Consider the following 16,352-nt stretch of genomic DNA (forward strand, 5'->3'; position numbering starts at 1 on the left):
GGGGAGCGGATAGCCTATGTACATAATGAAGCAAAGCGGATGGCTTGAGCTGATATGCGGCAGCATGTTCTCTGGGAAATCAGAAGAGCTGATCCGCAGAGTGAAAAGAGCGACATATGCGAAGCAGGAGGTCAAGGTGTTCAAACCTGCTATTGATAATCGCTACAGCGAGGAGGCCGTCGTTTCTCACAACGGCACATCCATGACAAGCCACGTCATCTCGTCTTCGGCTGAAATATGGGATCATATCAGTGAAAGCACGGACGTCATCGCGGTAGATGAAGTGCAGTTTTTCGGCGAATCTATCATCGGCGACTTATCCTCGCTTGCGGATAAAGGCTATCGTGTCATCGCGGCCGGACTTGATATGGATTTCCGGGGAGAGCCGTTCGGCGTGGTGCCGAATCTGATGGCGGTTGCCGAATCGGTGACGAAGCTGCAGGCGGTCTGCTCCGTTTGCGGGTCGCCGGCAAGCCGTACGCAGCGGTTGATTGACGGGAAGCCCGCTTCTTATGATGATCCGGTCATTTTAGTCGGCGCGTCGGAGTCATACGAAGCGAGATGCAGACATCATCACGAAGTGCCGAAAAAACAGACTGATAAATAACCCTTTTCATGAAAACATCGGTAAAAAATCCGGTGTTTTTTTGACGTTTTTTCAAAAATTGTAGTTAAATAACTTAAAAAAGAGTATGAAAAAATTAAGTAATTTTCATCTCTTGAATTTTCATTTTTACAGGCATAAAATGACTAAGTAATGTAAATAGTTATGAGACATTGTTCGAATAATTGTCAAAAAAAGATATAGCAGATCGCGATCACACTAGCCAAAACGGGTAATTACTTAACTTTGTTAACTATTTGAAGAAAGAAGGAGATTTTCTTGAATAATATTAAAGTAACGAAGGAAGGCAACTTAGAAACTACTTTAAGAGGAAAAGAAGTTCTATCTATCCCTACTTTAAATAAAGGTGTTGCGTTTTCAGCAGAAGAAAGAAAAAGCCTTGGATTAGACGGGCTGCTTCCTCCGACAATTCTGTCTCTTGATGAGCAGGCAAAACGCGCATACGAGCAGTTTCAAGCTCAGCCGGACCGCCTTCGCCAAAACGTATATTTGAATGATTTGCAAAACCGTAACGAAGTTCTTTTCTTTAAATTGCTTCAAAACCATCTTCGTGAAATGCTGCCGGTTGTTTACACACCGACTGTCGGTGAAGCGATTCAAGAATACAGCCATGAGTACAGAAGACCTCAAGGGATTTACCTTTCTATCGACAACGTGGAAGGAATTGAAGAGGCATTTGAAAACCTTCATGCCACTGCCGGAGATATTGATCTGATCGTTGCGACAGACTCAGAAAGCATCCTCGGAATCGGTGACTGGGGTGTAGGCGGTATCAACATCGCCATCGGTAAATTAGCGGTATACACAGCTGCTGCCGGTATTGACCCAAGCCGCGTCATTCCTGTCGTTCTTGACGTCGGTACGAACAATGAAAAACTTCTGAACGATCCTTTATACATCGGTAACCGCCATGAACGTATCCAAGGCGAACGTTACGAAGCTTTCGTTGACGCTTATGTAAAAGCTGCGCTTAAATATTTCCCTAAAGCTCTTCTTCACTGGGAAGACCTTGGAAACAAAAACGCGCGCAATATCATGAAGAAATACAACCATGAAATTCTTACATTCAACGATGACATTCAAGGAACAGGTGCGATTACGCTTGCAGGTGTGCTTGCGGCTATGAAGAAAACAGGCGCGTCTATTAAAGACCAGCGTGTGGTTGTCTTCGGTGCGGGATCTGCCGGAATCGGAATCGCTGACCAAATCCGAGACACTATGGTGCTTGCCGGTCTTTCTGAAGAAGAAGCCAACAAAGCGTTCTACACAATGGACTACAGAGGCTTGTTAATAGAAGGTATGGAAAACATCCTTGATTTCCAAGAGCCGTACCTGCGCACAGCTGAAGAAATTAAAGATTGGAAACGCGATGAAAATGGACAAATTCCTTTCATTGAAGTGATCCGTCAAGCGAAACCGACAATCTTAATCGGTACATCAGGCCAAAGCGGCGCGTTCAGTGAAGAAATCGTCAAAGAAATGGCAAAACACGTTGAGCGTCCGGTCATCATGCCGATGTCTAACCCGACACCGCTTGCTGAAGCCGTTCCTAGCGATCTTTTCAAATGGACTGACGGCAAAGTGCTTGTGGCGACAGGAAGCCCGTTTGACAATGTAGAGTACAATGGCGTTTCTCATGAAATCGGACAATCTAACAACGCATTCGCGTTCCCTGGACTTGGTCTCGGTTCAATCGTTGTAGAAGCGAAAGTGATTACTCCTGCAATGTTTGCGGCAACTGCTGACGCAATCGCAGAAAGCGTTGATTTTGAAACACCGGGTGCAGGCCTTCTGCCGAGCATGAGCGACTTACAAGAAGTTTCAATTAAAGTTGCGATCGCCGTAGCGGAAACTGCCATTAAAGAAGGCGTGGCAAACCGCATTCCTGAAAATGTAGAACAAGCCGTTCTTGATGCAATGTGGAAACCGCAATATAAGCAAGTTGTCGCTAAATAATTTTTACGATTAATTTTACAGTCCGAGGGAAAGCTTTTATGTAAAGGCTAAAGTATACGGACATTAAGGATTTGGAGGAGAACATTTTGAGCTTCTTAGATATTTTAATCCTCCTGGCGCCGATCTTTTTCGTGATCGTGCTGGGATGGTTCGCAGGTCGCTTCGGAAGTTATGACGCGAAGTCAGCAAAAGGGGTAAGCACCTTAGTTACGAAGTACGCGCTTCCGGCGCATTTTATCGCAAGTATTTTAACCACTTCAAGAAGTGCGTTTTTATCACAGGTTCCTTTGATGGTCGCTTTGATCATTGGGATTGTCGGATTCTTTATCGTCATTCTGTTGGTTTGCAAATTTATCTTCAAGTATGATTTAACGAATTCATCTGTATTTTCTTTAAACTCTGCACAGCCGACATTTGCTTTTATGGGTATTCCCGTACTAGGAAGCTTATTCGGAGCAAGCGAAGTAGCGATTCCTATCGCCGTTACGGGTATCGTGGTTAACGCCATCCTTGACCCGCTTGCGATCATTATCGCTACTGTCGGTGAGTCATCTAAGAAAAAAGACACTGAAAACGAGAACTTCTGGAAAATGACTGGTAAGTCTATTCTTCACGGTCTTTCCGAACCGCTTGCGGCTGCACCGCTTATCAGTATCATTCTGGTACTCTGCGGTGTAACACTCCCTGGCTTGGGAGAAAAAATGCTTGATCAGCTCGGAAGTACAACATCAGGTGTTGCGCTCTTCGCCGTCGGTGTAACTGTCGGTATCCGCAACATTAAGCTCAGTCTGCCGGCTTTCGGTATCGCTTTGTTAAAAGTTGCCGTTCAGCCTGCGCTGATGTACTTGATCGCTCTTGCAGTCGGACTTCCGGCTGACCAGATCACGAAAGCGGTATTGCTCGTTGCATTCCCTGGATCTGCGGTAGCGGCGATGATTGCCACACGTTTCGAAAAACAAGAGGAAGAAACTGCGTCCGCGTTTGTAATCAGTGCGATTTTATCTCTAATCTCACTGCCGATCATCATTGCGCTGACTGCATAATGAAAAGCTCCCTGTTTCAGGGAGCTTTTTTGATTAGAATTGAAATTTAAAAGGCGAAAATCTTGTTTTTTTTCTGGGTTTCTTATGTTCTGAAGAAGCGGCTGTTTCTGAGAGGGGAGCTGTCTGGGCAAGTTCCTGGATGCGGGAGGCCAATGTCTGCAATTCGGAATTGAGGTCGTCAATTTCCCGTCTGTGCTGAAGAAGCTGATAAGACACCCCTTCATCCGCCTTTTGTTTCAGCTGGCGTTCAAGCTCCTCTATCCTTGAAAGCAGATGGTTCTCACCTTGTTTCTCTTTCGTGAGAATGTCCAGTTTGCGCTCCAGCTCTGCCAATCTTTGTTCAGCGCCGCCATTGATTTTCGGACGCTGCAAAATGAAGCCCGTCCGTTTTTTCGGCTGCCGGGGCACTTGAACATCCAGAAGGGCAGTGCCTTCAGAAATTTGCCGTTTGACCGATTTCAGCACATCAAGATCCTCAGGTGTAAAGGAATAATGTCCGAGCTCATTCCGTTCAGCCGGAAGATTCAGCTGCTTGACCCACCTTTGCACCGTTTTTGCGGAGACACCGAGCTCTTTCGCGGCCATGTTTGTATTCATGATCACATACCTCCTTTTTGCTAGGTATTCGACCATGAGGCGGCGTTCCCTTCATGTTAGACAAAACAAGAAGGAATTCGCCAAAGAAAGCGGCATTTCTTCAAAAAACGTTACGCTTCATACAATTCAAGCGGAAGCTTGTCGGGATCGAAGAAAAAGGTAAACCGTTTCCCCGTCAGCGGATCGGTTCTGATCGGTTCTGTGCCGACGCCCTTTTCCTTTAACTCCCTGACGGCTGCTTCAAGATCGTTTACGGTGAAGGCGAGATGCCGGAGACCCGCGGCTTCCGGTCTGGTCGGCCGTTCGGGCGGATCGGGAAAGGAAAACAATTCAATCGCGTACGCGCCGTCCAGCGCCAGATCAAGTTTATAAGATCCGCGATCCTTTCGGTATGTTTCTTTTATAATGCCGAAACCGAGAATCTCGGTGTAAAAAGCTTTCGACTTTTCATAATCAGAGCATATGATTGCTATATGGTGGATGGATTTCAGCATATCCGCCCCTCCTTTTTTGCTTCAGTATAACAGAGGCGAATTGCTTTTGACTGGCGATAAGCCCTATACTATAATGAGAATGTTACGCACAGGAAAACAGAGGTGAAGACCGTGTTAGACCGTTTACAGTCAATTGAACAACGATACGAAAAATTAAATGAGCTTTTAAGTGATCCGGAAGTGGTCAACGATCCGAAAAAGCTTAGAGAATATTCGAAAGAGCAATCTGATATACAAGAAACCGTTGAAGTCTATAGACAATACAGAGACGCATCAGAACAGCTTGCCGATGCGAAAGCGATGCTTGAGGAAAAGCTTGATGCCGATATGAGAGAAATGGTGAAGGAAGAAATCTCCGAACTGCAGGGAGAGACGGAAACCTTATCAGAGCGTTTGAAAGTGCTCCTCATCCCGAAAGACCCGAACGATGACAAAAACGTAATCATGGAGATCCGCGGAGCAGCGGGAGGAGAAGAAGCCGCGCTGTTTGCGGGAAATCTCTACAGAATGTACTCCCGTTATGCCGAAATCCAAGGCTGGAAGACTGAAGTCATGGAAGCAAACGTGACCGGAACGGGCGGTTACAAAGAAATCATCTTTATGATTACGGGAAAAGGCGCATACTCCAAGCTGAAGTATGAAAATGGCGCGCACCGCGTACAGCGTGTTCCGGAAACGGAATCAGGCGGCCGTATTCATACATCCACGGCGACGGTGGCGTGTCTTCCTGAAGCGGAAGAAGTAGAAGTGGACATCCACGAAAAAGACATCCGCGTCGATACATTTGCATCAAGCGGACCGGGCGGACAAAGCGTAAACACGACGATGTCGGCCGTACGCCTGACGCATTTACCGACCGGTGTCGTCGTATCCTGTCAGGATGAAAAATCTCAGATTAAAAACAAAGAAAAAGCGATGAAGGTGCTCCGCGCCAGAATCTATGACAAATTCCAGCAGGAAGCTCAGGCTGAATATGATCAGACCCGCAAATCAGCCGTCGGTTCAGGCGACCGTTCCGAGCGTATCCGCACATACAATTTCCCGCAAAACCGTGTGACGGATCACCGCATCGGCCTGACGATTCAAAAGCTGGATCAAATCCTGGAAGGCAAGCTTGATGAAGTGGTTGAAGCGTTAATCGTAGAAGACCAGTCAAGCAAGCTCCAGCAGGCGGAAAATTAAGATGAAGACCGTTTTTGAAGCCCTAAGCTGGGCTTCTTCTTATTTAACCGAAGCGGGAAGAGAAAAAAACGCGGCCGAGCTGCTGCTGTTAAATGATACCGGAATGGATCGGAGCAAACTTCTCGCAAGTCTGCAGGAGACCGTCGGCGAGGACGAGCTTTATCGATTCAGACGGCACGTGGAGATGCATAAAGAAGGTATTCCGATTCAATATATTATCGGGAAAGAACAGTTTTACGGCAGGGAATTTTTTGTGAATGACGATGTTCTCATTCCGCGTCCGGAAACGGAAGAAGTCGTCTTTCATCTGCTGGACAGACAGAAGCGGGCATTTTCCGAGGCAGAACGCCTGAACGTCATTGATATCGGTACGGGGAGCGGAGCCATTGCGGTGACGCTCGCCCTTGAATGCGGACATTTTTCAGTATCGGCTTCGGATATTTCAAAAGAAGCGCTGCAGGTGGCGGAAAGAAATGCGCAAAACCTCGGAGCGGGCGTGTGTTTTTTGCAGGGAGATCTGTTAACTCCTTTTATTTCATCAGGAAAAAAAGCGGATATTATTGTTTCCAATCCGCCGTATATTTCTGAAGAAGAAATGGCGGATTTGTCGGATATCGTCCGTTTCCATGAGCCGCTTCATGCTCTTACGGACGGCGGTGACGGTTTGAAATTCTACAAGCGGTTTATGGAGGAGCTGCCTCTTGTCATGAAAGATAAAGCGCTTGTCGTCTTTGAAATCGGATATAATCAGGGAAAAGCCGTGAAAGACCTGTTCCGTCATTCCTTTCCGAATGCGGAAGTGGAAGTCGTACAGGACATCAACGGAAAAGACAGAACCGTATCCGCGGTCATCACATCATGAAAAAAGCCCGCCGGTGACGCACACGGCGGGCTTTTGTTACAATGGAAAGAAAATGAAAGGGGCATCCGCCTTGAAAAAAGCGTTCGCCTTCGGATGTATACTCGCCGCCGCAGCTTATGCGGCGGGGTTTGTTCTGCCGTTTGGCTTTGGCATCATTTTCGGCGCCGTTACGGCTGTTCTTATCGTCACAGCGATCATCGTTTCCGGGTTGGCCGTAAGCGGAGCGGAGCAGCGGGCCAATTATCATTCTGAAACAGAAGAAGGACGGCACGCCCGTTTAAAGATGGCCGCCGTTTTCTTTTGCGCCGCTCTCCCTTCAGCCGGCTGTCTGCTGATTACGCTTCTGTAGCCGGATTTTGTCTTTGCAGCAATACGGAATCCCATACCCAATAGACGACGGCTGTTAAAACCGCAAAGATATAAAAGGCTGAATTAGAAAACAGAGATTGGCCTGACGGCTGCAAAAGACCGAAGATGATCCCGTTTGCAATGAATGACACCCCTAAATAATAAAGAAAATACAGCGGATGAAATCTCTTCGGCTTTTTATTCAGAAAGTATTGAAGCGGCAGCGCAAAAATCAAATAAGGAAACAAAAAATAAAACGCCATCGAAATGAAAGCCGCGATAATGAATTGATGAACATACAAAATAGAATAAATGACAGACATACATGCCGCCGACAGCAGCACGGTGTAATTATATTTCATCTGAAAACCTCCTATCAAAATAATATCGTACCATATTTTGAATCTGTCAATGCAGATTATCAGCTTGCTAGATTTTTTTCTTCCCGCCGGTTTAAACCTTTTCCGTCATGTCCATAATGGGACTAGATAAAAAAAGCACGGAGAGGAACGGTGGGGACCGATGAAACAGACAATGATGATCTGCATATATATTTTTCTTTTATTATCAGGAGCGCTTGCGGGTTTGACAAAAGAAGAAACGGCGCGGGCATCAGCCGATGAGCCCGTCGTCATACCGGATGAAGCGATCCGGCTCAGAATTTTGGCCAACAGTGATAACGATGAGGATCAAAAGCTCAAGCGCCAGATCAGAGATGCTGTAAACAAGCAAATCACGGACTGGGTGAAAGATATCACTTCCATTGAAGAAGCGCGGCGGCTCATTCGTTCGAAGCTTCCTGAAATTAAAGAAATCGCCAAACAAACGATGAAAGAAAAGGGTGCGCATCAATCCGTTTCAGTTCAATTCAATAAAATCTCGTTTCCGACAAAGCTGTACGGCAATATGGTCTATCCGGCCGGAAAATATGAAGCGATTTTAATTACACTCGGCAATGGCGAGGGCGCCAACTGGTGGTGCGTCTTGTTTCCGCCGCTGTGCTTCCTTGATTTCTCAAACGGCGAAGCGGTGAAAGATCAGGAAGACGGCGGACAGAAGCAGGAAGAAACGCAGAAACAGACTAAAAAAGTGCTGGATGACGTAAAAGCAAAGGCTGATAAAGCGAAGAAAGAAAAGAAAGATGACGATGATACGGAAGTGAAGTTTTTCCTCGTCGATTGGATTTCAGATCTATTTTCCTGAAGCAAAAGGCATAAATCCGGATTCGATTCATAGATTGGAAGAAAGAGTTGATCGAAACGGAGGGAAATATATGTTTTATCAGCTGAGAGTGGCAAGAGATCAAGATACGGAGGCGCTGGAGGCCTTTTTGAAAAAGGCTGATACGGCACATGCGGAAATCGATCAGCAGATCAGCCGTTTTATCGTGCTGGAAGACAGTGAAAAAAAGATTGCCGCCTGTCTCGGGATCGAAAAATTCAGCGGCGGAAAAGGGCTTCTCCGTTCACTCGTCATGTCGGACAGGCTGAATCAAAGCCATATCGTTACACTGTTTCAAAGTATGGATGTGCTGTGCAAAAAACATGAGATTCAAGATGTCTACTTAGTCGCCAATCAGCCCTCATCTGCTGAGTTTCTGAATGTGATGGGATTTGAAGCGTGCGCCGATGCGCCTGATGAACTGTATACGTCCGAACATTTTCGCAATTCGTTATGCACAGAAGGTTCGTTTTTAATGGTGAAAACCTCTGCCTGATCTAACTTATACACAAGGTTATCCACTTATTAAAAAGTGTTGTCCACAGTTTGTGGATAACACTTGTTTTATTAAAGGACATCTTTTATACTTTCAAAAGGAATACACGAGAGAAAATAAAGTTTTACCGCTTTAAAATAAGGAGTTTGGTTATACATGAAAACAAGAAGATGGTTTGTGGATTGTTCCGCAGAATTATCCACAACCGATCCCCAGATTACACAAGCCGCGGAATTGCTCCGGCAGAATGAGGTTGTGGCTTTTCCGACAGAAACCGTTTACGGACTGGGCGCTAACGCTGAAAATACGGAAGCCGTGACGAAAATATATGAGGCGAAAGGAAGGCCGAGCGATAACCCGCTGATTGTGCATATATCCCATATCAGCCAGCTTGATCGTTTTATCAGCCATATTCCTGAGACGGCGAAAAAGCTTATGAAGCTATTCTGGCCGGGAGCACTGACCCTTGTCCTGCCGTGTAAGCCCGGTGTGCTGTCACCCCGTGTCACCGCGGGACTTGAGACGGTAGCGGTCAGAATGCCTGATCATCCGGCAGCATTAGCCCTCATCAGCTCGGCCGGACTGCCGATCGCAGCGCCGAGCGCCAATTTATCAGGAAAACCGAGCCCGACGAAGGCCGAGCATGTAGCTCATGATTTAAACGGCCGCATTGCCGGTATTGTGGACGGCGGCGCGACGGGAATCGGAGTGGAATCAACCGTTCTGTCCTGTACGGGGAAACAGCCCGTGCTGCTTCGTCCGGGCGGCGTGACAAAAGAGCAGATTGAATCCGCCGCCGGTCCGGTTCTTGTGGATAAAGGGCTGACCGAAGAAGATGAGGTTCCTATTTCTCCGGGTATGAAATATACACATTACGCGCCTTCTGCACCGATGGCTATTGCCGACGGCGGCGCCCGGAGAATTCAAGAACTGGCAGACACATATAAAAGCCGGGGGAAACGAATCGGCATTCTGACAACAGAAGAGAACGCCGATAGTTACCAGGCTGATTATATCAAGGTCTGCGGCAGACGCGCCGACCTTGAAACAGTGGCGTCCGCCTTATACGATGCGCTCCGCAGCTTTGATGAAGCGGAAGTGGACATGATTATTTCTGAGTCCTTTCCGGATACCGGAGTGGGGCTCGCCATTATGAACAGGCTGATGAAAGCCGCAGGCGGCACCGTTATCCATTAACTTGTTCTACCCCTTATCGGACATGCATAAGCTAAACAAGCGGGCACGTCCAAGGGGGTTTTTATTTCATGTCGAATCTATTCATCGGGGAACTTGTCTCCTTAAGCATCATGGCATTTGCTTTGGGGACGGATGCCTTTTCCGTCGGGCTCGGGATGGGAATGATTCAGCTGAAGAAAAAACAGATTTTTCATATAGGGGTTGTCATCGGGCTGTTTCATGTCATGATGCCGCTTGTGGGAATGGCGGCCGGGCATCTGCTGTCCGGTTTTCTGGGGATGCTCGCCGTTTACATCGGCGGATCTCTTCTCTTCATTTTAGGGGTGCAGATGATCATTGCCGCGTTTAAACAATCAGACGGGCCGCTCATATCTCCGGCAGGCTCGGGACTGTTGCTGTTTGCGGTCGGCGTCAGTCTGGACAGCTTTTCTGTCGGGCTCAGTCTCGGGATGAACGGCTCCAATCCGTTTCTGGCCGTTACGCTGTTCGGTGTCTTCAGCACCGTTTTAACATGGGCGGGCCTTTTGGCTGGAAGAAAGGTGCAGTCGTGGCTCGGCTCCTACAGCGAAGCGCTTGGCGGAGCCATTTTGATCGGATTCGGGCTGAAACTGCTTTTACCGATATAAGATACGTAAAAAAAGAAACGAAGATGCCGTTTCTTTTTTCTTCATTTATAATAGGCAGTAAGAGGTGACGGACATGAAAATAATCTTTGTATGTACAGGCAATACGTGCCGCAGTCCTATGGCTGAGGCTCTTTTTAAATCCATTGCAGAAACGAAAGGGCTGGATGTCAGCGTAAGCTCGGCCGGCGTATTCGCGTCTCCGCACGGAAAAGCGTCGGCCCATGCCGTAGAAGCGCTGTTTGAAAAACGGATCGCTCTCAATCACAGTTCATCTCCCCTATCGGAAGAACATATCGAGACGGCTGATCTGGTGCTGGCGATGACTGAACAGCACAAACAGCTGATTGAAGGCCGATATCAAAACAGTCAGGGCAAAGTCTTTACCATTAAAGAATACGTAACGGGGGAAAACGGCGATATCTCTGACCCGTTCGGCGGTCCGCTTGATGTTTATAAACAGACGCGGGACGAACTGGAGGAGCTGCTGACCCTTTTGGCTGATCAATTGCTTGACAGAAAAAGCAAGTAATCTGTCAGAAAATCTGCAAACAGGTCATTTGCAAAACGAATGTGAAAGAGTAGAATGAAATCAACGGATTTCGTAATAAAAAGGACAAGCACACTGGGCTGTCTTCGCCCAGCCACACCTAGGAGGTAAATGAATGAAAGTAGCTATTGCGTCAGATCACGGCGGCGTCCATATCCGCGAAGAAATAAAAAGTCTTTTGGATGAATTGCAGATTGAATACATTGATATGGGCTGTGAATGCGGCGCCGGCTCTGTCGATTATTCAGACTACGCTTTTCCGGTAGCGGAAAAAGTGGTGAACGGCGAAGCTGACAGGGGAATTTTAATTTGCGGCACAGGCATCGGCATGAGCATCTCCGCAAATAAGGTAAAGGGCATACGCTGTGCGCTTGCCCATGACACCTTCAGCGCAAAAGCGACGCGTGAACACAATGACACGAATGTTCTTGCGATGGGCGAACGCGTCATCGGCCCGGGGCTGGCGCGCGAAATCGCAAAAGTCTGGCTGACGACTGAATTTACGGGCGGCCGCCACGAACGGCGGATCGGCAAAATCGCAGATTACGAAGAAAAAAATCTGTAAGAGGTGCTGGACAATGGAAGAGATGAAGCAAAAATGGACGGACATGCTGACTGAGTTTCAAGAGCAGGCAGGACTGACGGACGGCAGTCTGCTGGTGATCGGATGCAGTACAAGTGAAGCCGCCGGAAGCCGGATCGGCACCGCCGGAAGCGGGGATTGGGCTGAATTGATATACGGCGGACTTAACCGGTTTAAGGAAAAAACGGGTGTGCATCTTGCTTTTCAATGCTGCGAGCATTTAAACAGGGCGCTTGTCATTGAAGCGGAAACGGCCGAGCGGTTCAGGCTCCCCATTGTTTCAGCCGTCCCCGTCCCGAAAGCGGGCGGAGCGATGGCCTCTTATGCATACCGGCAGATGCGTTCTCCCGTGCTCGCCGAATCGATTCAGGCTGACGCCGGGATTGACATCGGCGATACGTTCATCGGCATGCATCTGAAACCCGTTGCCGTCCCTGTCCGGATATCGAGCCGTGAGCTTGGAGAAGCACATGTGACAATGGCCCGGACAAGGCCGAAGCTGATAGGCGGAATTCGCGCCGTTTATGAATGCGAATGATGAAAATACTTTTCCTATATAATGTTCGTGTTTTCTAATTAAATTTTGTGATTTTTTTAAATAAGCTGTTACATTCACCTGAAAAACCATGTACAATAAGGGTGGTAAAAATAAAGAACAGGAAACGGATAGGAGAGGATCTCGCTGATGAAACATTTACCTGTACAAGACAAACAAGTGTTTAACGCCATCAAAGATGAGCGTAAGCGTCAACAGACTAAGATCGAATTAATTGCTTCTGAAAACTTCGTGACGGAAGCGGTAATGGAAGCACAAGGCTCTGTTTTAACAAACAAATATGCTGAAGGCTACCCCGGCAAACGCTACTACGGCGGCTGTGAGCATGTTGATGTCGTCGAGGACATCGCCCGCGACCGCGCGAAAGAGATTTTCGGAGCTGAGCATGTAAACGTTCAGCCGCACTCAGGCGCTCAGGCGAACATGGCTGTTTACTTCACGATTTTAGAGCACGGCGACACGGTGCTCGGGATGAACCTCTCCCACGGCGGCCACTTAACACACGGAAGCCCGGTTAATTTCAGCGGCGTTCAATACAACTTTGTAGAATACGGTGTCGATAAAGACACGCAATATATAGATTATGAAGATGTGCGTGAAAAAGCGCTGGCGCATAAGCCGAAACTCATCGTTGCCGGAGCGAGCGCGTACCCCCGCACGATCGACTTTAAAAAATTCCGTGAAATCGCTGATGAAGTCGGCGCTTACTTCATGGTCGACATGGCGCATATCGCGGGTCTTGTCGCAGCCGGTCTTCATCCGAATCCGGTTCCTTACGCTGACTTTGTAACGACCACGACTCACAAAACACTTCGCGGACCCCGCGGAGGAATGATCCTTTGCCGTGAAGAGTTCGGCAAAAAGATTGATAAATCCATTTTCCCGGGAATCCAAGGCGGACCGCTTATGCATGTCATCGCGGCCAAAGCCGTTTCTTTCGGAGAAGTGCTTGAAGATGAGTTCAAAACATATGCGCAAAACGTCATCTCGAACGCGAAGCGCCTGGCTGAGTCTCTGAACAAAGAGGGCATTCAGCTCGTATCAGGCGGAACGGATAACCACCTTGTGCTTGTCGACCTCCGTTCTCTCGGTCTGACCGGAAAAGTCGCTGAACACGTTCTTGATGAAATCGGCATTACATCTAATAAAAACGCGATCCCTTACGATCCGGAAAAACCGTTCGTCACAAGCGGAATCCGTCTCGGTACGGCAGCTGTGACAAGCCGCGGCTTTGACGGTGACGCGCTTGAAGAAGTCGGCGCCATCATCGGCCTCGCGCTGAAAAATCATGAAGACGAAGCAAAACTTGAAGAAGCGAGACAGCGCGTATCTGCCTTGACTGAAAAGTTTCCTTTATATAAAGAACTGGACTATTAATAAGGAAGAAACCCGCCGGAACCTTAATCCGGCGGGTTTTTTTATGATTTTCTTGAAACTGTTTGTCTTTTTCTGTAGAATCAATAGAAGTGTGAAAAAGTCACTCGGACAACAAAAAAGGAGCTGAACACAGTATGGGAAAGGTTTACGTATTTGATCATCCTTTAATCCAGCATAAGCTGACATATATTCGGAATGAAAATACAGGCACAAAGGATTTCAGAGACCTGGTGGACGAAGTCGCATCACTGATGGCGTTTGAAATTACACGTGATCTTCCTCTTAAAGAAGTGGAAGTGAAAACACCTGTTCAAACAGCGACATCCAAAGTGATTTCAGGGAAGAAACTCGGTATCGTGCCGATCCTGAGAGCGGGTCTCGGAATGGTTGACGGCATGCTGAAATTAATCCCGGCCGCTAAAGTGGGACATGTCGGATTATACCGTGATCCGGAAACCTTAAAACCGGTGGAATACTATGTCAAGCTTCCTTCTGATGTAGAAGAACGCGAATTTATTGTCGTGGATCCGATGCTTGCTACGGGAGGCTCTGCGGTGGAAGCGATAAACAGCCTGAAAAAGCGCGGCGCGAGAAACATTCGTTTTATGTGTCTTGTAGCGGCTCCGGAAGGCGTGGAAGAGCTGATGAAACATCATTCTGACGTTGATATTTATATCGCCGCCCTTGATGAAAAACTGAATGAAAAAGGCTATATCGTTCCGGGCCTCGGTGACGCGGGTGACAGACTGTACGGAACCAAATAAATCGGAAAACCTCATTCAGGGGTTTTCTTTTTTTTATCCAGATATTTGCTGAATGGGCAGAGTTCATACATTTATAGGTGAATTTGTGAACATTCTGTGTATGCTTCCGGTATAAAAAGTTTTTTAACTTTAAACAGATTGACACATGTTAGGGGCTATTGTATGCTAAACGAGGGTATTATGAGAAGGTTTTCATTCCTTTCATTTCTAGTATCCATCCTCATTTTAAATCCTCCAAAAAACCCGTTATATGAGGATTTATCTAAGCGAATGAAACAGCATCCCGTGGCATCAGGAGGATGAGTGGTTTTTTCGAACAGGCCGTTTTGCGGACAAAAAAGGCCTTCTGCAAAGGGTTAACCGCATGTTTTGCCGTATCCAGGAATTATATTACATTTTCATCAGGAGACAGATAGTTGATGGACGATCCCAATCTTACATTCAGCAGACAACGAAGATATGTATTTGTAATCTTAGCAATCTATTTGCTGGGATATGGTCTTACGGCGTATAAAACTGTTTTTTTAGGCCTCTTTTTGGGAACTGTTTTCAGTTTGTTTAATTTGTGGCTCTTGACCAGAAGAATGAATGCTTTTGACAAGGCCGTGGCGAAAGGAAAGTCCATACGATCACTCGGGAGCGCAGCGCGTTGGTGCAATGCGATACTTGCGATGGCTGTCGCCTTTAAATATCCCGATAAAGTCAGTGTGGCAAGTGTGATTATTGGATTAATGACAATTTATCCCGTCATTATGATAGATTCCATTATTCAGCTCAAACGTTCATCAATGGAAGAGAGGTGAAAACCCATTGAATCACGATTACAGAACTATTGATTTGTTTGGTCTTACTTTTAATCTGACAAACATTCTGATGATTACTGTGGCAAGTGTGATTGTGCTGCTGATTGCGATTCTTACTACGAGAACGCTGTCTATCCGTCCGGGAAAAGCCCAGAACTTCATGGAATGGATTGTTGATTTTGTCCGCAATATTATAGGCAGTACAATGGATTTAAAAACAGGGGCTAACTTCTTGGCGCTTGGTGTAACCTTGCTGATGTACATATTTGTATCAAATATGCTGGGGCTGCCGTTTTCTGTAACGGTCGGACACGAGCTTTGGTGGAAATCACCGACGGCCGATCCGGCTATTACTCTGACTCTAGCCGTTATGGTTGTGTCGTTAACGCACTATTACGGCGTGAAGATGAAAGGTTTGAAGGAATACTCTAAGGATTACCTCAGACCGGTTCCGCTTATGTTCCCGATGAAGATCATTGAGGAGTTTGCGAATACGCTGACACTCGGACTTCGTCTTTACGGTAACATTTTCGCCGGGGAAATTCTTCTTGGCCTGCTTGCGAATCTGGCGACGAATTTCTACTCAAACAGTTTCTTTCTCGGTTTGGTCGGTACAGTCGGAGCCATTCTTCCGATGCTTGCATGGCAGGCATTCAGCTTGTTCATCGGTACCATCCAGGCATTTATCTTTACGATGCTGACGATGGTGTACATGTCACACAAAATCAGTCATGATCATTAAAATCATATATCCATTCGGATAACATTTTAAAGGAGGAACTTTTTCATGAATTTAATAGCAGCTGCAATTGCAATCGGTTTAGGTGCACTTGGTGCAGGTATTGGTAACGGTCTGATCGTTTCACGTACGGTAGAGGGAATCGCCCGTCAGCCGGAAGCAGGAAAAGAACTTAGAACTCTTATGTTCATGGGTATCGCATTGGTTGAGGCCCTTCCGATTATCGCTGTCGTTATCGCGTTCTTAGCGTTCTTTGGCTAAGCAAAAAAGCCTTATATGAACTAAAAATGGCGAAGATCACTCTAAGAGAACCTTCGCCATTGCTTTATGTCTGAT

21 protein-coding genes are annotated in these 16,352 nt (G+C 47.0%); 18 read left to right on the forward strand and 3 right to left on the reverse strand.

Annotated features, from left to right (window positions below; genetic code table 11):
• The first annotated feature begins 16 nt into the window (after positions 1-16).
• The 3 genes from CXL14_RS05430 to CXL14_RS05440 all read left to right on the forward strand — a co-directional run bounded on the left by CXL14_RS05430 (position 17) and on the right by CXL14_RS05440 (position 3,624).
• Positions 17-607, forward strand: a complete 591-nt coding sequence (locus CXL14_RS05430; protein WP_038464350.1) for a thymidine kinase — start codon at positions 17-19, stop codon at positions 605-607.
• A 276-nt stretch (positions 608-883) separates the two neighbouring features.
• Positions 884-2,581 carry an oxaloacetate-decarboxylating malate dehydrogenase gene (malS, locus tag CXL14_RS05435; protein WP_007407609.1) on the forward strand — a complete coding sequence of 566 codons (1,698 nt, stop codon included), beginning with the start codon at positions 884-886 and terminating at the stop codon, positions 2,579-2,581.
• Positions 2,582-2,667: 86 nt separating this feature from the next.
• Positions 2,668-3,624, forward strand: a complete 957-nt coding sequence (locus CXL14_RS05440; RefSeq protein WP_007407608.1) for an AEC family transporter — start codon at positions 2,668-2,670, stop codon at positions 3,622-3,624.
• 33 nt (positions 3,625-3,657) lie between these two features.
• Here the strand turns inward: CXL14_RS05440 and racA are convergent, their stop codons facing one another.
• Both racA and gloA2 read right to left on the reverse strand, forming a co-directional pair.
• Positions 3,658-4,221, reverse strand: a complete 564-nt coding sequence (racA, locus tag CXL14_RS05445; RefSeq protein ID WP_021494805.1) for a chromosome-anchoring protein RacA — start codon at positions 4,219-4,221, stop codon at positions 3,658-3,660.
• 110 nt (positions 4,222-4,331) lie between these two features.
• Positions 4,332-4,715, reverse strand: coding sequence for an SMU1112c/YaeR family gloxylase I-like metalloprotein (gloA2, locus tag CXL14_RS05450; protein ID WP_007614387.1), 384 nt, complete (start codon positions 4,713-4,715; stop codon positions 4,332-4,334).
• 111 nt (positions 4,716-4,826) lie between these two features.
• Between gloA2 and prfA the strand changes: the two genes are divergently transcribed.
• From prfA to CXL14_RS05465, 3 genes are all read left to right on the forward strand, one after another.
• A complete protein-coding gene (gene prfA / locus CXL14_RS05455) occupies positions 4,827-5,897 on the forward strand; it encodes a peptide chain release factor 1 (protein WP_003151139.1) in 1,071 nt (356 codons plus the stop codon).
• Between the two features lies 1 nt (position 5,898).
• A complete protein-coding gene (gene prmC / locus CXL14_RS05460) occupies positions 5,899-6,759 on the forward strand; it encodes a peptide chain release factor N(5)-glutamine methyltransferase (RefSeq protein ID WP_017418732.1) in 861 nt (286 codons plus the stop codon).
• Between the two features lie 70 nt (positions 6,760-6,829).
• Positions 6,830-7,108, forward strand: coding sequence for a DUF5316 family protein (locus CXL14_RS05465; RefSeq protein ID WP_025649375.1), 279 nt, complete (start codon positions 6,830-6,832; stop codon positions 7,106-7,108).
• On the opposite strand, the gene CXL14_RS05470 is transcribed toward CXL14_RS05465, so the two are convergent.
• Positions 7,095-7,469, reverse strand: coding sequence for a UPF0715 family protein (locus CXL14_RS05470; protein WP_003151143.1), 375 nt, complete (start codon positions 7,467-7,469; stop codon positions 7,095-7,097). The genes CXL14_RS05465 and CXL14_RS05470 overlap by 14 nt on opposite strands.
• Before the next feature lie 160 nt (positions 7,470-7,629).
• On the opposite strand from CXL14_RS05470, the gene spoIIR reads away from it, so the two are divergent.
• The 12 genes from spoIIR to atpE all read left to right on the forward strand — a co-directional run bounded on the left by spoIIR (position 7,630) and on the right by atpE (position 16,277).
• Entirely contained in the window at positions 7,630-8,310 is a 681-nt protein-coding gene (gene spoIIR / locus CXL14_RS05475; protein ID WP_014419106.1) for a stage II sporulation protein R, read from the forward strand.
• A 70-nt stretch (positions 8,311-8,380) separates the two neighbouring features.
• Positions 8,381-8,824 carry a GNAT family N-acetyltransferase gene (locus tag CXL14_RS05480; RefSeq protein ID WP_007614382.1) on the forward strand — a complete coding sequence of 148 codons (444 nt, stop codon included), beginning with the start codon at positions 8,381-8,383 and terminating at the stop codon, positions 8,822-8,824.
• Positions 8,825-8,980: 156 nt separating this feature from the next.
• A complete protein-coding gene (locus tag CXL14_RS05485; protein ID WP_053285342.1) occupies positions 8,981-10,021 on the forward strand; it encodes an L-threonylcarbamoyladenylate synthase in 1,041 nt (346 codons plus the stop codon).
• 68 nt (positions 10,022-10,089) lie between these two features.
• Complete coding sequence (locus CXL14_RS05490; protein ID WP_021494810.1) at positions 10,090-10,647, forward strand: manganese efflux pump MntP; 558 nt, start codon at positions 10,090-10,092, stop codon at positions 10,645-10,647.
• A gap of 73 nt (positions 10,648-10,720) precedes the next feature.
• Positions 10,721-11,176 carry a low molecular weight protein arginine phosphatase gene (locus tag CXL14_RS05495; RefSeq protein WP_017418735.1) on the forward strand — a complete coding sequence of 152 codons (456 nt, stop codon included), beginning with the start codon at positions 10,721-10,723 and terminating at the stop codon, positions 11,174-11,176.
• A gap of 133 nt (positions 11,177-11,309) precedes the next feature.
• The gene (rpiB, locus tag CXL14_RS05500; RefSeq protein ID WP_003151149.1) at positions 11,310-11,759 is read left to right on the forward strand and encodes a ribose 5-phosphate isomerase B; all 450 of its coding nucleotides are present in this window, start codon (positions 11,310-11,312) and stop codon (positions 11,757-11,759) included.
• Positions 11,760-11,772: 13 nt separating this feature from the next.
• Positions 11,773-12,315, forward strand: a complete 543-nt coding sequence (locus tag CXL14_RS05505; protein ID WP_007407598.1) for a TIGR01440 family protein — start codon at positions 11,773-11,775, stop codon at positions 12,313-12,315.
• A gap of 147 nt (positions 12,316-12,462) precedes the next feature.
• Positions 12,463-13,710 carry a serine hydroxymethyltransferase gene (gene glyA, locus CXL14_RS05510; RefSeq protein WP_014419101.1) on the forward strand — a complete coding sequence of 416 codons (1,248 nt, stop codon included), beginning with the start codon at positions 12,463-12,465 and terminating at the stop codon, positions 13,708-13,710.
• A 134-nt stretch (positions 13,711-13,844) separates the two neighbouring features.
• A complete protein-coding gene (gene upp, locus CXL14_RS05515) occupies positions 13,845-14,474 on the forward strand; it encodes a uracil phosphoribosyltransferase (RefSeq protein WP_014419100.1) in 630 nt (209 codons plus the stop codon).
• Between the two features lie 419 nt (positions 14,475-14,893).
• Positions 14,894-15,277, forward strand: coding sequence for an ATP synthase subunit I (gene atpI / locus CXL14_RS05520; protein ID WP_003151155.1), 384 nt, complete (start codon positions 14,894-14,896; stop codon positions 15,275-15,277).
• A gap of 7 nt (positions 15,278-15,284) precedes the next feature.
• Entirely contained in the window at positions 15,285-16,019 is a 735-nt protein-coding gene (atpB, locus tag CXL14_RS05525) for a F0F1 ATP synthase subunit A (RefSeq protein ID WP_014419099.1), read from the forward strand.
• A 45-nt stretch (positions 16,020-16,064) separates the two neighbouring features.
• Positions 16,065-16,277: a F0F1 ATP synthase subunit C gene (atpE, locus tag CXL14_RS05530; RefSeq protein WP_003151167.1), complete on the forward strand. Its 213-nt coding sequence runs from the start codon at positions 16,065-16,067 to the stop codon at positions 16,275-16,277.
• The last annotated feature ends 75 nt before the right edge of the window (positions 16,278-16,352 follow it).

Source organism: Bacillus sp. SJ-10 (assembly GCF_002843505.1).
Taxonomy (GTDB): domain Bacteria; phylum Bacillota; class Bacilli; order Bacillales; family Bacillaceae; genus Bacillus; species Bacillus velezensis.